General features: G+C 38.3%; 15 protein-coding genes. 3 read left to right on the top strand and 12 right to left on the bottom strand.

Annotation, left to right across the window (positions count from 1 at the left end; all coding sequences use genetic code 11):
• Positions 1-97 precede the first annotated feature (97 nt).
• The 9 genes from argF to rho form a co-directional block, all read right to left on the bottom strand.
• Positions 98-1,099, bottom strand: a complete 1,002-nt coding sequence (argF, locus tag DW721_RS06605) for an ornithine carbamoyltransferase (protein ID WP_022014080.1) — start codon at positions 1,097-1,099, stop codon at positions 98-100.
• Between the two features lie 138 nt (positions 1,100-1,237).
• Complete coding sequence (locus DW721_RS06600) at positions 1,238-2,155, bottom strand: SPFH domain-containing protein (protein WP_022014079.1); 918 nt, start codon at positions 2,153-2,155, stop codon at positions 1,238-1,240.
• Between the two features lie 15 nt (positions 2,156-2,170).
• Positions 2,171-2,605 carry an NfeD family protein gene (locus DW721_RS06595; RefSeq protein ID WP_118745219.1) on the bottom strand — a complete coding sequence of 145 codons (435 nt, stop codon included), beginning with the start codon at positions 2,603-2,605 and terminating at the stop codon, positions 2,171-2,173.
• Between the two features lie 205 nt (positions 2,606-2,810).
• Positions 2,811-3,614, bottom strand: coding sequence for an RNA methyltransferase (locus DW721_RS06590; protein ID WP_022014077.1), 804 nt, complete (start codon positions 3,612-3,614; stop codon positions 2,811-2,813).
• Positions 3,615-3,931: 317 nt separating this feature from the next.
• Complete coding sequence (gene prfA / locus DW721_RS06585; RefSeq protein ID WP_022014076.1) at positions 3,932-5,005, bottom strand: peptide chain release factor 1; 1,074 nt, start codon at positions 5,003-5,005, stop codon at positions 3,932-3,934.
• A 111-nt stretch (positions 5,006-5,116) separates the two neighbouring features.
• Positions 5,117-5,944, bottom strand: a complete 828-nt coding sequence (gene prmC / locus DW721_RS06580) for a peptide chain release factor N(5)-glutamine methyltransferase (protein WP_118745218.1) — start codon at positions 5,942-5,944, stop codon at positions 5,117-5,119.
• A 115-nt stretch (positions 5,945-6,059) separates the two neighbouring features.
• Entirely contained in the window at positions 6,060-6,995 is a 936-nt protein-coding gene (locus tag DW721_RS06575) for a DUF1385 domain-containing protein (protein ID WP_118745217.1), read from the bottom strand.
• A 180-nt stretch (positions 6,996-7,175) separates the two neighbouring features.
• Positions 7,176-7,382 carry a 50S ribosomal protein L31 gene (gene rpmE / locus DW721_RS06570; RefSeq protein WP_022014073.1) on the bottom strand — a complete coding sequence of 69 codons (207 nt, stop codon included), beginning with the start codon at positions 7,380-7,382 and terminating at the stop codon, positions 7,176-7,178.
• A gap of 344 nt (positions 7,383-7,726) precedes the next feature.
• Complete coding sequence (rho, locus tag DW721_RS06565) at positions 7,727-9,733, bottom strand: transcription termination factor Rho (protein ID WP_118745216.1); 2,007 nt, start codon at positions 9,731-9,733, stop codon at positions 7,727-7,729.
• Between the two features lie 432 nt (positions 9,734-10,165).
• Between rho and DW721_RS06560 the strand changes: the two genes are divergently transcribed.
• The 3 genes from DW721_RS06560 to DW721_RS06550 are packed head-to-tail and all read left to right on the top strand — an operon-like array spanning position 10,166 to position 12,809.
• Positions 10,166-11,317 carry an NADP-dependent malic enzyme gene (locus DW721_RS06560; protein ID WP_118745215.1) on the top strand — a complete coding sequence of 384 codons (1,152 nt, stop codon included), beginning with the start codon at positions 10,166-10,168 and terminating at the stop codon, positions 11,315-11,317.
• 8 nt (positions 11,318-11,325) lie between these two features.
• Entirely contained in the window at positions 11,326-12,288 is a 963-nt protein-coding gene (locus DW721_RS06555; RefSeq protein ID WP_243035966.1) for a TIGR01212 family radical SAM protein, read from the top strand.
• Positions 12,288-12,809: a DUF4364 family protein gene (locus DW721_RS06550; protein ID WP_022014069.1), complete on the top strand. Its 522-nt coding sequence runs from the start codon at positions 12,288-12,290 to the stop codon at positions 12,807-12,809. Before DW721_RS06555 ends, DW721_RS06550 begins: the two co-directional genes overlap by 1 nt.
• 42 nt (positions 12,810-12,851) lie before the next feature.
• On the opposite strand, the gene DW721_RS06545 is transcribed toward DW721_RS06550, so the two are convergent.
• From DW721_RS06545 to DW721_RS06535, 3 genes are all read right to left on the bottom strand, one after another.
• A complete protein-coding gene (locus tag DW721_RS06545; RefSeq protein ID WP_118745214.1) occupies positions 12,852-14,150 on the bottom strand; it encodes a sensor histidine kinase in 1,299 nt (432 codons plus the stop codon).
• Positions 14,150-14,893, bottom strand: a complete 744-nt coding sequence (locus DW721_RS06540; protein WP_118745213.1) for a LytTR family DNA-binding domain-containing protein — start codon at positions 14,891-14,893, stop codon at positions 14,150-14,152. Before DW721_RS06540 ends, DW721_RS06545 begins: the two co-directional genes overlap by 1 nt.
• A gap of 105 nt (positions 14,894-14,998) precedes the next feature.
• Positions 14,999-15,646 (bottom strand): ABC transporter ATP-binding protein, encoded by a 648-nt coding sequence (locus DW721_RS06535; protein ID WP_118745212.1) that lies wholly within the window; start codon positions 15,644-15,646, stop codon positions 14,999-15,001.
• Positions 15,647-15,649: the final 3 nt, after the last annotated feature.

Raw genomic sequence — 15,649 nt, 5'->3', positions numbered from 1 at the left:
TTTTTGTACATTAACAAGTTTGTGCAAAGCACAAATCTTGAGTGTGAAAATTGCTGTTTACTATATTTTACAGGTTTTCCTGCTGTTAATTTTCACACTATTCCCTTTCTCCAAGTGTGGCAACCATAACTGCCTTTATAGTGTGCATACGGTTTTCGGCTTCATCAAACACAACCGACTGCTCTGACTCAAATACCTCGTCAGTAACCTCAAGTTCGCTCATTCCGAATTTCTCATAAACTTCTTTACCGATTTTGGTCTTAAGGTCATGGAATGCCGGAAGACAGTGCATAAATATCGCATCCCTGCCTGCATTTTCCATTACTTTTTTATTTATCTGATATGGTGATAAAGCTTTTATTCTCTCTGCCCATACTTCGTCAGGCTCACCCATTGATACCCATACATCAGTATAGAGAACATCTGCACCTTTTGTTCCACTCTCAACATCCTCAGTAAGTGTAATAGAACCGCCTGATGCCTTTGCATATTCCTGACACTGTTCAACAAGTTCCTGATTTGGGAAATATTCCTTTGCAGTACAAGCCGTAAAATGCATCCCCATCTTTGCACACGCTATCATAAGCGAATTTCCCATATTATAACGGGCATCCCCCATATATACGAGTTTTACACCTTTAATCTTTCCTAAATGCTCTTTGATGGTAAGTAAGTCAGCAAGCATCTGTGTAGGATGATATTCATTTGTAAGACCATTCCATACCGGAACTCCTGCATATTTTGCAAGTTCTTCTACAATATCCTGTCCATATCCACGGTACTCGATACCGTCAAACATTCTTCCGAGAACCCTTGCAGTATCAGGTATACTCTCCTTTTTGCCTATCTGTGAACCGGACGGGTCAAGATATGTAACTCCCATACCCATATCATTTGCTGCAACTTCAAAAGAACATCGTGTGCGTGTGCTTGTCTTTTCAAATATAAGTGCGATATTTTTATCTGTGTAGTTTTTAATTGATACTCCGTTTTTCTTTTTCGCCTTTAAATCAGCCGACAGATCAAGCATATACTGTATCTCTTCCGGTGTAAAGTCCTTTAAAGTAAGAAAATTGCGTCCTTTTAAATTGATAGCCATTGATATGTCCTCCATTTCTTTTTTATACTATGATGTAATAATACACATATAGAGTCTGCCAGTGACAGACTCCTACTTTTTAATATTAAAACAGGTACTTGCGAAATTCTCGCAACATATAATCATTTTCGCAACAACCTAATTCTCTTTTGCAATCTCGGTTACTGATTTTGCAAGTCCCGCAAGCCCTTGTATCTCTGACGGAATGATTATCTTTGTTGCTTTTCCATCTGCTGCCTTTGCAAATGCATCAAGGCTCTTTAATTTGATAACATTGTCGGATGCAGCCGCATCGTTAAGCATCTTTATACCATCTGCGTTTGCCTGCTGAACCGCAAGTATAGCCTGAGCCTGACCTTCAGCCTCACGGATAGTTGCCTCTTTTTTGGCTTCGGCTCTAAGTATCGCAGCCTGCTTCTCAGCCTCCGCATCAAGGATTGCTGACTGTTTCTTTCCCTCCGCAACAAGGATTGCCGACTCTTTTTCTCCCTGTGAGCGAAGGATTGCTTCACGCTTTTCACGCTCTGCCTTCATCTGTTTTTCCATCGCATCCTGGATTGCTGCCGGCGGAATGATATTCTTAAGCTCGACTCTGTTTACCTTTATTCCCCATGGATCTGTCGCCGTGTCAAGTGATGAACGCATTTTTGCATTTATAATCTCTCTTGATGTAAGTGTTTCATCAAGTTCAAGCTCACCGATAACATTTCTAAGCGTTGTAGCTGTGAGATTTTCGATAGCCATTATCGGATTTTCAACACCGTATGTATAAAGTTTAGGATCAGTTATCTGATAAAAGATAACAGTGTCTATTCTCATTGTTACATTGTCTTTTGTAATAACCGGCTGTGGTGGAAAATCTGCAACCTGCTCTTTTAAATCTACTTTTCTTGCAACTCTGTCTATAAAAGGGATTTTAAAGTGGATTCCAACTCCCCATGTCCCCTGATATCCTCCAAGTCTCTCAATAACATACGCCCTTGCCTGTGGTACTACATTTATACATGACAAAAGTATAATTACAATCAATATTACTAAAGCTGCTAAAAATGGCATTTTCATATCTCCCTTCTACCAATTCTGCTTTTCTACAAGCAATTTAACTCCATTTACCTCTTTTACTTTGACTTTTGAACCCTCAGGAATGATTTCATTGTCATTAACACTCCTCGCTGTCCACTCAAGCCCTCTTACAACAACCGCACCTTTCTGGTTAAAGTTGTCAATCTCCTCTGTAACCTTTGCTTCTTCACCGATAATACTGTTTATATTTGTCTTTGTCCTGCTGTTATTTAGGTATTTTTCTGCAATAGGTCTTGTAAAACAGAACAATACCACCGATACGGTCAAAAACAATGCAAACTGCACGATGAGCGGAGCATGAAAAAGTGCTGCAACAACCGCTGCTAATGCTCCTGCCGCAAACCATATGGTCGTAAGCCCCATAGTGATTATCTCAATGACAAGCAGTATCGCCATGGCAATAAGCCAATACATCGGTTCCATATTTTCCTCCTCTCCTATACCATAATCTCTCAGTATCTTTTCAAAACGAATTATTTTGGCTGGATTTCCGAGAGTATATGATTTGTACGATTTTATCGCATTTATTCACTGAATATAGCTCAAACAACTGTATTTGTCAACTAAATGATACTTTCGTTTCTCTATTCAACTATTATTCACAACCTCAAATAAACTAAATAACAGTCTATTTTCGTTTCTGTCTCGCCATCTCATACATTATTATGGCGGCTGATACTGCTGCGTTAAGCGACTCCAATTTTCCCTCCATAGGAATCCTGATACGCTTTGATGCTTTTTCAAACACTGCATCAGATACACCGTTTGCTTCATTGCCTATTATAAAGGCGGAACCCTTTGTGTAATCAACACAGTCATATACCTCACTGCCCTCCATTGCCGTTGCATACACATCATATCCGGATTTTTTAATCTCTTCTATAATGTCTATAAGCGACTCAACATAACAGAACTTAACCCTGAATATTGCTCCCATCGTTGAACGCACCACTTTAGGATTAAAAAGGTCAACGCTCTCCTTACTCATAATAACACCGGACATTCCAGCCCCCTCCGATGTTCTTATTATAGTACCTAGATTGCCGGGGTCTCTTAAATCATCCAAAAGCACCCACGCTTTTCTCTCATCCGACAGAATTTCTTTAACATCGTACTCAGGCATATTGACTGTAGCAAGAACTCCCTGAGGTGTAACCGTATCGGAAATCTGTTTAAAAACATTATCGGCAACAACCTCATACGGTATTCTTTCAAGCTTATCACCAAGTCTCTGTGCCGTCCTGTCAAAAGCAGACTCCGAAACATATAATTTATCGAGCTTATCAAAATTGATTGCCTCAAGAACCATCTTAATCCCCTCTGCAACAAATTTCTTAGTCTTTCTTCGCTCCCTCGCCTGCTTCTGAAGTTTTATAAGTTCTTTAATCTGTCCGTTAGACTCGCTTGTGATTATTAAATCCTTTGATTTCAAACCAAATCTCCTCTTTAAAACAATATATATACATAAATGTATGCAAATCCCAAACATATATAATGCGTGGTTGCATACAATTATTTTTGTAGCAAAATTTATTTTAACATTAGCATACCGACATTATTATTCTGTCGTAATATTTGCTTGGATTGTGCAGCTATAACAAATAATGTTAGCCGGCATTTTTGTCACCGTCAGTACTCAGTCAGCGTCTTTTGCTGACTTTATGTACTGCTACGAGTGACAACATAGCGAAAGCGTGCCGGCGGTATTATTCTGTTATAGCTGCACAATCAACACAACCTACATAAAACTTACTCCTCGCTCATCTTCGCAAGTCTTGCCGTCTGGTCTGCCGCAATGATATTTTCAAGAAGCTCATTTATATCACCGTCAAGTATCTCTCCAAGTCTGTGGCTTGTGTACTTTATTCTGTGGTCTGTAACCCTGCCCTGTGGGAAGTTGTATGTTCTTATCTTCTCTGAACGGTCACCTGTTCCTACCTGACTTCTTCTCTCTGCTGCCTGCTCGCTGTTTGCCTTTTCCTGCTCCATGTCATAAATTCTTGAACGGAGAACTTTCATGGCTTTATCTTTATTTTTAAGCTGTGATTTCTCATCCTGACATGTTACGACTATTCCCGTAGGGATATGTGTGATTCGCACTGCCGAGTCCGTTGTATTTACACACTGACCGCCGTTTCCTGATGCTCTATACACATCAATCTTACAGTCATTAGGGTCTACATGAACATCAACTTCCTCAACTTCCGGCATAATTGCCACCGTTGCCGTTGATGTATGAATTCTTCCGCCCGACTCCGTAGAAGGTATTCTCTGCACACGATGAACACCACTCTCATATTTAAGTTTTGAGTACGCACCTGCACCTATTACCATAAATACGATTTCTTTGAAGCCACCGATTCCATTCTCGCTCGCACTCATAACTTCTACTTTCCAGCGGTTTGCCTCGGCAAATTTTGAATACATCCTGAAAAGGTCTGCCGCAAAAAGTGCTGCTTCATCTCCGCCTGCACCTCCACGGATTTCGACAATAACATTCTTCTCATCGTTAGGGTCTTTTGGAAGCATGAGAATTTTAAGCTCCTGCTCACACTTCTCAACAGTTTCCTTGCACTCATTAAGTTCCTCTTTTGCGAGTTCACGCATATCCTCGTCACTCTCCTCGTCAAGTATCGCAAGACTGTCCTCTATTCCATCTTTTGCAGCCTTGTATTCCTTGTACTTTTCAACGATAGGAGTAAGTTCGTTCTGCTCACGCATAAGCTCCCTGTATTTTTTCTGGTCATTGATAACCTCCGGCTCAGTGAGCATCATGTTTATCTCTTCCAAGCGTCCTACAAGTTCTTCTAATTTATCAAACATCGTTTTTCCTCCATATAAAAATATTGTTTATATTTATATTCAGTGTATAAATCCTAAAAATCTTTAAAGCAAAGCCTGTGTATTCTTTTTTGCATAACAAAATTTCAACTTTTATTTTACAGCCATAACAACCCTGTCATTTTCACACAAATCTTTCTTTACGACAACCTCTTTAAAGCCCTCGTTTTCAAAAATCTCTTTTACGGCTCTTCCCTGGTCATGCCCTATCTCCATAAACATCATCCCCGGACCGGCAAGATGTTTTTTTCCCTCTTTTGCAAGTATGCGGTAAAACATAAGACCATCATCTCCGCCATCAAGTGCAAGCATCGGGTCATGCTCCCTCACCTCCGGTTCAAGAGTTTTTATCACATCAGGTCTGATATAAGGCGGATTTGATACTATAATATCATATTTTCCGTTTATTTTCTCAAACATATCGCTTTCCATAAAATAAACCTCAGCTTCATTTGAAGCCGCATTTTTCTGTGCAACCTCCAGGGCCTTTTTAGAAATATCAGCACCGGTACATTCTGCTGTTTCCTCAAGTTTTTTCAGTGATATTATAATACAGCCTGAACCCGTACACATATCAAGTATCTTCTTTCCATGTGCAAAGGGAAGGACATTTTCGACAAGGCACTCCGTATCCTGTCTTGGAACCAGGACATTTTCATTTACAAAAAAGTCAAATCCCATAAATTCCTGAGTTCCCGTTATATGCTGCAATGGTATATGTTCTTTTCTCATATGGATAAGTGAGAGGTATCTGTCTTTTATTTCATCAGACACTTCCATATCTCTATCAAGAAAAAATTTTGCCCTGCTCATCCCCGTAATATACTCAAGCAGATACCATGCGTCAAGCTCTGCATCTGAAATATTTGATGACACGAGTTCATTTTCTCCGCTTTTTAACAATTCCTGATATGTTATCATGTTAATCCTCATTCCTGCACATACTTTTGAATTACTGATATGTTATCATCGTAATCCTCACTTCCGTACCTTTTGTCTGAACACGATACAAAAACTGCATATATATCTTTTATAGTCACTCTGCATCCTTATTTTTCTGAAACTCTTTCCAGTCAAAGACAGCCTCTACCGAAGCTATCGCAACTTCTATCATAGAGTCATCTGGTTCTTTTGTCGTTAGTTTCTGTATAAGCATACCCGGCTTACTCAGTGCATTTACAATGCTGTTTTCTGATTTTCCCGCAAGCCGTATAAACTCATAGGAAACTCCGGCTATAACAGGCACCAGCAAAATCCTACACAAAATCTTAAGCCACATATTATCAACTCTTATAAATATAAAAAATATAATACTTATAAATAATACTATAAAAATGAAACTTGTTCCACATCTTTTATGTTCTCTCGACTGTTTTTTTACATTTTCGACAGTCAGTGGAAGCATATGTTCAACACAGTTTATTGTCTTGTGCTCTGCTCCGTGATACATAAAGACACGCTTTATATCTCCAACAAAGGAAATCGCAAATACATAACCGATAAACAGTAAAATCCTTATAACTCCCTCTATCACTGCAAGAAGTTTTTCTGATGCGACAACTTTTTTCAAAAGTTCTGATATGAAAAACGGTAAAATCATAAAAATCCCAACCGCAAGTATTATCGACAAAATGACCGTAAAAGTCGTTTCCACCTTTTCACGCTTTTCCTTTTTGTCCTCGTCAATCTCCTCTGCATCATCTTCCTCGTCCTCAAAATATTTTGATGAGTCCGTAAGGCTTTTCATTCCGAGTACCAGCGACTCTACAAAAGTCACAACACCTCTTATTATAGGCAGGTCGCAGATAAAGTATTTATCTCTGAGGCTTTTGCAAGTTCCTTCTTCTACCTCAATCTCTCCGTCAGGTTTTCTGACGGCAACGGCATATCTGTCTTTATTTTTCATCATGACACCCTCAAGAACCGCCTGCCCTCCTATGCCTGATGGTTTTACTACCGATTTTTTGTTCATATAATACCCTCCAAATGAAAAAGAGCAAAACCAGCGTTTTGCTCCTGGTGTCACACTACTTCACGAGCATTTACCTATACAATGAAAAATGGTCACAGCCCCCTTTTGGTTGCTGTGACCATCTATAAGACCGAATCTTACATTATTCTTATACTAAAGTCATTGATACAGTACACTAATTTAGTTTGCCTGCATTCCATATTTACGGTTGAACTTGTCAATCGCACCACGAGCCTTAACAGCTTTCTGCTGACCTGTGTAGAAAGAATGACATTTTGAACAGATTTCTACATGAATTTCTTCCTTTGTAGAACCAGTTACAAACTCATTACCACAGTTGCAAACAACTTTAGCCTGATAATAATTAGGATGAATTCCCTCTCTCATGTCTTATGACCTCCATTCCGCTGCCATCACGACAGCAAATACATATCACGAAAAAGATCACACCCAGAATGTAGGACTGTATCTTTTCGATTTCAATTTTCAACACAACTTCATTATTATAACACACTTAGTATAAAAGTGCAAGCACATTTTTATTTTTTGTAACAGTTCAGCCCAAAAAAGATAAGTCAATAATACACGAGCTTGCTCGATGTATTATTGGCTTGTTTTTTGGGGCGGAATAGCCTTTCATTTATGAAATGAAGTAAACACAAGCTGCATAGCAGCGACTGACAGCTCGCTGGCAGGTTTACGAATGTAATAAATGAGAGGCTGAACTGATTTTAGAAATGTATCTTTCTTATCATTTCAACAAATTCCCTGTTGTTTCTTGTCTTTCTGAACAAATCTATGATTTTTTCCACAGCTTCATCATTTCTCATTGAGCTGAAAGCCTTGCGTATGCGGTAAGCCGCATCTTTCTCATCCTGTGTGAGTAAAAGGTCGTCTCTTCTGGTGCTTGATTTTGGAAGATCTATAGCCGGGAATACTCTCTTTTCCGAGAGTCCTCTGTCGAGAACCATTTCCATGTTACCTGTTCCCTTAAACTCCTCAAATACAACATCGTCCATCTTGCTTCCCGTATCGACAAGTGCCGTTGCAAGTACGGTAAGGCTTCCGCCTTCTCTCATATTTCTCGCTGCACCAAAGAATTTCTTCGGCATATGAAGTGCAGCCGGGTCAAGACCTCCGGAAAGTGTTCTTCCACTCGGTGACACCGTGAGATTGTATGCTCTTGCAAGTCTTGTGATACTGTCAAGAAGTATCGTAACATCCTCGCCATGCTCAACAAGTCTCTTTGCTCTCTCGATTACCATCTCTGAAACTCTCTTGTGATTTTCAGGAAGTTCGTCAAATGTGGAGTAGATAACATCAACATTGTGTCCCATGATAGACTCTTTTATATCAGTAACTTCCTCAGGTCTTTCATCTATAAGAAGAACAATAAGGTTCATTTTAGGATAATTTGTCTTTATAGCCTTTGCAACCTGCTTAAGAAGTGTTGTCTTTCCTGTCTTTGGCTGAGAAACTATCATTCCACGCTGTCCCTTGCCGATAGGAGCAATTATATCCATCATTCTTGTTGAGATAGTCGCACCGTCCGTCTCAAGTCTTATCTTTTCATTTGGAAAGATAGGTGTGAGCTGTTCAAACTTTGGTCTTGCCAAAAGATCTTCTACCGGATAACCATTTACAGTAACAACATACAGCAATGCCGCAAATTTCTCACTCTGGCTTCTGACTTTCAAATTTCCCTTAAGAATATCTCCCGTGCGGAGTCTGTATTTCTTTATGAGTGCATGAGATACATAAACATCATTATCACCCGGCAGGAAATTGTCGCATCTGATAAATCCGTAACCCTCTGTCATTATCTCAAGGATTCCCTCTCTTGACTCACCGCTGTCAAGCTGACTTAAATCAGGCTGCTTGTCAATATCCGCCGTGTTCTGTGCAGCATTATTCTGGTAACCCTGATTTCCATAACTGCCATTCTGATAACAGTTGTTTGAATATGAACCTGACTGGTTCTGATAATTGTTGTTTTGATTATAGCCGCCGTTCTGATAATTATTACTCTGGCTGTAATTGTTCTGTCCGTAACCGCCATTCTGACCGTAACCACCGCTTTGACTGTAACTGCCATTTTGATAGCCGTTGTTATAACCATTCTGCGAATATCCGCCGTTTGACTGACCGTTATTCTGGTTATAATTATTCTGATAACCGCCATGATTAGAATTTGACTGGTAGCCGTTCTGTGAATAACCCGGATTTTGATTTGAATAAGGATTATTGCCCTGTCTTTGATTCATTCTGCCATTGTTTCTCTGCTGTCCACGCACATTGCCTGTTCTTCCGTATGATGACTGGATGCCACCCTCTCTCCTGTTTCTGTATGTATTTTTATGTTCTTCATTATAATCATTTCTCACATACGAATTCTGAAACTGTGGTCTTTTTTCATCTGCGTTCTCAATTTTATCACCGTTCTTTAAATCTGACTCTGCTGTTCCTGCCTGTTCAGCCACATTATCATGTTCTGCAGCCGGAATATCATCTTTCTTTTCTTCTTTTTTTCTGTTTTCTGTCTTTTTTATCTTAACATCTGCTGATGCATTTTCAGCATTGTCCACTGCACTTTCTGCCGCATTTGACGACTGCTTCTTTTCAACTTCCAAAAGTAACTCTAAAAGCTCTCTTTTCTTATAAGTTGTTACATTCTTCACGCCCATCTTTCTGCCTGCAACCCTAAGTTCAACAAGAGACATTTTTTCTAAATCTGACATTATTTTGCTCCTTTACAAATACATTTTGATTTTTCTTTGATTGTTTAATTTTTAAATTATATTGACGATTCCGGGATTTTAATTTCACGATAGTGTCTGAATAATTTTATAATACTTTCAATTTACTATACACAATCTTTTAGCATTTGTAAAGGATAAAAAAAGCAAGGCTGACCTGTTACATCAGCTCAGCCAAAAAAATAATTGACAATGCAATAAATTAAATACTAAATTCTCTTTTTATGGCGGAACAGCCTTTCCTCAATCAACATTAAGCTTTTTGTTTAAAAGGTACACACTCATTTATATTTTTGACCAAACTTTTCATATATGGTATTCTTATCTATGTAACATTCATTTTTATATACGGTATCGCAAACTTATATAAAAATTTCAAATCATATATCAGTAAAACAAACGGAGGAAATAAAAATGACAAACAGCGAAAAAGCTATTGCACTTCACAAAGAATGGAACGGAAAAATCGACACAACACCAAAATGTCATGTAAAGTCAAGAGAAGACCTTGCTATCGCATACACACCCGGTGTCGCTGAGCCTTGCAAGATAATCGCAAAAGATAAAAAAGAAGCATACAACTATACCATCAAAGCAAATACTGTTGCCGTTGTCTCTGACGGCAGTGCCGTTCTCGGTTTAGGCAATATCGGTCCTGAGGCTGCCATGCCTGTTATGGAGGGAAAAGCTGTTTTGTTTAAGGAATTTGGCAATGTAAACGCATTTCCTATCTGCCTTGATACGCAGGATACCGAGGAGATAATAAAGACCGTTATAAATATAGCACCTGCTTTTGGTGGCATCAACCTTGAAGATATATCAGCTCCAAGATGTTTTGAGATAGAAACAAGATTAAAAGAAGCACTTGACATTCCTGTTTTCCATGACGACCAGCACGGTACGGCTATCGTTGTCCTCGCCGGAATAATAAACGGTCTTAAGGTTGTCGGAAAGACAAAAGAAGAATGTCATGTCGTTGTAAACGGTGCCGGTTCTGCCGGAGTTGCCATCACTAAACTTCTTCTCAGATACGGCTTTAAGGATGTTGTTATGTGCGACAAATCAGGTATTCTCTCAAAAGCAAGCAACGACCTTAACTGGATGCAGAAAGAAATGATGGAAGTTACAAACCTTACAGGAAAAACAGGTACTCTCGCAGACGCACTCAAAGGTGCGGACATTTTTGTAGGTGTGTCAGCTCCGGGCATTGTATCAGAAGATATGGTTAAGAGCATGAACAAAGATGCCATCCTCTTTGCAATGGCAAATCCTGTTCCTGAGATAATGCCTGATGCGGCAAAGAAAGCCGGAGCAAAAGTTGTCGGCACAGGCCGTTCAGATTTTCCAAATCAGGTAAACAATGTCGTTGCTTTCCCTGGTATATTCAAGGGTGCACTTGAAGGCCACGCAAAACAGATAACTGAAGAAATGAAACTTGCTGCTGCACTTGCTATCGCAGGACTTGTAGACGAAAAGGATTTAAATGAGGACAATATCATGCCCAAAGCCTTTGACCCTCGTGTAGCAGATGTGGTATCTCAGGCAGTAAAGGCAAACATAAAGTAACTTAATATATGAAAAAAAATGAACATATAAAACGGTGGGGCGAAAAACCTTACTACTCTCTCGATTATTATTTGAAAAAAACTTTCGGTGAAAAAATATATAAAGTTGCCCTTGACGGAGGCATGAGCTGTCCAAACCGTGACGGCACTGTCTCCACGGACGGCTGTATATTCTGCAGCAACGGAGGTTCGGGGGATTTTGCCATAAAACATGATAAAGACAATGACATAACAAGACAAATTGAAACCGGAATAAATTCACTAAAGGCAAATGAAAAATTTGTTGGAGAAAAATTTATAGCATACTTTCAGTCATTTTCAAATACATATGCTCCCGTTTCATATCTTGAAGATATTTTCTTGCAGGCAATAGACCACCCTCTTATATCAGCTCTTTCCCTCGGCACAAGACCCGACTGTTTCTCATCTGAAATATATGACCTTATTGAAAGGCTGAACCATATAAAACCAGTCTGGGTAGAACTTGGTCTACAGACAAAGCATGAAAAAACTGCTGAGTTTATAAACCGTGGTTATACACTGGAGGTATTTGAAAAAGCTGTTCATGAACTTAGAAAGCGAAACATAACCGTTATCGTCCATGTCATAATCGGACTTCCGGGCGAAAATGCCGATAATCTATATGAAACTATCGATTATCTTAATCAAATGGACATTCAGGGCATAAAGCTGCAGCTTCTTCATATCCTAAAAGATACTGCTTTAGCTGACCTTATGGGAAGTTTTCATATATTGACACCGGACGAATATATAGACATACTATGTGAATGTATAGCAAAACTCTCGCCTGACATAGTTATACACCGGCTTACCGGAGACGGACCGAAAGATTTACTTATAGCACCTGAATGGAGCAAAAACAAACGACAGGTTTTAAATACCCTGAGCCATGAATTAAAGGTGCGTGGCATATATCAGGGACAAAAACTTAAAAGAAATGGGGGATTTTAATGACACCTGAATCACGAAAGCTGTATAAACTGATAATACTTTATTTTTTAAGTCTGACAAAACAGCCAATGTCAAACGCTATCATCTCTGATTTTATCCTTACAAACAATTATACGGATTATTTTTCAATACAGGAAACGCTCACCAACCTGCTTGAAGATGATATGATAGAGAGTGAGCAGACGCACGCAACTTCATATTATAAGATAAAGCCTGCCGGTCAGGAAATACTTACTTTCTTTGGCAAACAGCTCCCTGACAGCACAAAGGCACAGATACGAAAATATCTCTCTGAAAATAGGGTAAGCATTGTAGAGAATACCTCGATACATACTGATTACACCCATGTCAAAAACAAAGAGTACATCGCCCGCTGTTCAATAGTAGAACGAGGCAGTGTACTCCTTGAAGTCTCCCTCAATGTACCGACCGAGGAAGAAGCGATACAGGTATGCAAAAACTTTAAAAAGAAAAATGAAAAGATTTACAGTCTTTTATTCAGCGAATTGTCGGTAGAGTAATCTGCCGGCTTTTCTTATTCATAATTTCTCTCATCATTCTCCCTAAAAATCCATCGGAATTATAACAATCGCACTAAACTCATCACCCTCCGGCTCAAACAGATAAAATCCGTCATATTTTTCAACTACTTTTATAACATTTTTTATACCTATACCATGAAGCTCATTATTTTCTCTTTTTGTCGAAAGAAATCTCTCCCCGTCTTTTCTAAGATTTCCGTCAAAAGTATTTTTCACGGATACAATAAATTTTTCATCTTCAATAACGGTCTTTAACTTTATCATCTTTCTGCCCTTGCATTTTTCAACTGCCTCGATGGCATTATTTAAAAGATTTGACAAAACTAAAATAAGCTCCCCCTCCATCATCGTAATTCCTGCCAGGTCGTTTATTTTACATATGAATGAAGCTCCTGCCCTCTTTGCCTCGTAATATTTTGTGTTCAATATAATATTTACCACCGGATTATTTGTATCTATGACATCTTCCCCTGCCATATTTCCATCGCTCAACTTTTTCAGATAATCCGAAAGTTCATCATACTCTTTTTTCTGAAGCAGTCCCCCAATATATAAAAGGTTATTTCTATATTCATGTGATATACTTCTCTGCTGCTTTACATTCTCTTCGAGCGACTCATACATTTCCTGCTGTTTCTTTACATCCATCTCAAACATAAGCTTTTCCCGCTTTAACTTTGCTTTTTCAGCAAGATCATCCATAAAAAATATCACAAGTATGTTCATTGCTATAAGGCTTACCATAACTATCCAGACAAATTGCATTTCATTTTGAAACTTTACTGCGATTTCTATTTTAAGTGTAAATAAAATACAGGCTATTGATATGATGGGAAATATCATCAAAAAGAATACATCTGTTGTCTCGACACTTTCAAGCCATCTTCTGCTCATACATTTTTTGAAGATAAGTATAAGCAATAACAATACCGACTTGCTCAACAGTATTACAAACACATTTATACTATATGAGCCATTTGTATCAATTTTAAATACATTGCTATCTATCAATATTGTTATTATATCAGCAGCAAGCAGCAAGAATATAAATAAAACTGATACTATAACTGCCCTTTCAAACTTTTTCTTTTCCATAATCATACTCACGGTTACAAGAATGACTATATTTAATATCTGTTTTAGTATAGGACTTTGTCCAAAAACATCACTTACAATAAGAACCAGCGTTGCCATAACAAATACATAGACAACTCTCGTCCATTTTTTAAATCTAAACTCAGGTTTATAAAATGACGAACTGAATATCAAAAAGCATGACATTTCAATAAGTATAATCAGATAACTCTGTAAAACATTCATTATAATTTTCCTCTCTGCTTTATATATTCACAGGCAACGGATTTATACCTCTGTTTTGATACCGGAAGTTCCCTTCCATTTACAAGCTTGGCATAATATCTCTTTACATCACACACATAATCCATATTAACGATAAAACTCTGGTGAATCCTTACAAACTTCTCCTCTTTAATCTCCTGTTCTATATCATCCAGCTTTTTATAAACTGTATATTCTTTTTCGCTGTCATTCTCAACTAAATGAAAACACGCCCTATGTAAAGAATTTTCAATATAGACTATGTTGTCAATATTTACCTTTTTTTCTCTCTGTTCAACAAAATCATATACAAACTCATGAACGCTTCTTCCCATTTTTTCTAAAATAACATTCAAAGCCTCGACAATGTCAGATTCTATAGTTGTCTCATCTTTTATTATATATCTTATGGCATCAACCTTATATCCTGCCAGTGAATACTCAATAAAACCAGTCACAAATACAAGAAATGTCCCGTCACTGTATTTTCTGAGATCTTCAGCCGTTTTTATCCCGTCCATCTCTTTCATATTCACATCCATAAAAACAATATCATACCCGCTCATGGCTTTTTCTAAAGCTGCAAACTCCTCACCCGACTGATAAATGTCTATCTTATATGGAAGTCCTGCTTTTTTAATATACTTCTCGATATACCCCCTCAATCTGTCTATAATAACCTTTTCATCGTCACATATAGCTATTTTAATAATATCAGTCCCCAAATATGTTTCCTCCTTTGTGTTTTATACAATAACTATAACACAAAATAGAGATTGTGAACAAAATCCTGACTGAGAGGGCAAAATAATGGTCTGAAATGCAAATTTTCATCTCTCACATTCTATAACACCATGATCCATTGTATAAACTTTATCGCACAGCACATCTATATCTTCCCTGTTATGGCTTGCCAGGATTATCGTTGCACCATTCTCAGCCTGTTCTTTTAAAATCTTTCTTACTACTGCCACTGATTCATTATCAAGTCCATTCATCGGCTCATCAAGTATCAATATCTTAGGTTTCTCCATAATAGCCTGTGCTATGCCAAGCTTTTGGCGCATACCGAGCGAATATTTGCCAACGTGCTTACGGCTCTTTGGGTCAAGCCCGACTATCTCCATGCTTTTTCTGATTTCTTCATTTGATATTTTATTTCTTACAGATGCGAGCAGCTTCAGATTTTTAAAGCCGGAATAATTCGGTATAAAGCCCGGTGTCTCAATAATGACACCTATATCCTCCGGAATATCAACATCTTTTCCTACCGTTTTCCCGGCAACTTTTACCTCCCCGCTTGTCGGCTTTATCAGACCACATATACATTTCATAAGTACGGTCTTTCCTGAACCGTTTCTGCCGACAAGTCCATAGATTTTTCCTTTCTCTATTTCCAGAGATACATTATCGAGAACAGTGGCATCATCATATTTTTTAAATACCTCATTAACTTCAATAATTATTTCATTGTTCATTAT

The sequence above is a fragment of the Clostridium sp. AM27-31LB genome, from assembly GCF_003480745.1.
In the GTDB taxonomy this organism is placed as follows: domain Bacteria; phylum Bacillota; class Clostridia; order Lachnospirales; family Lachnospiraceae; genus Butyribacter; species Butyribacter intestini.
This window is presented reverse-complemented; position numbering and strand designations above follow the sequence as displayed.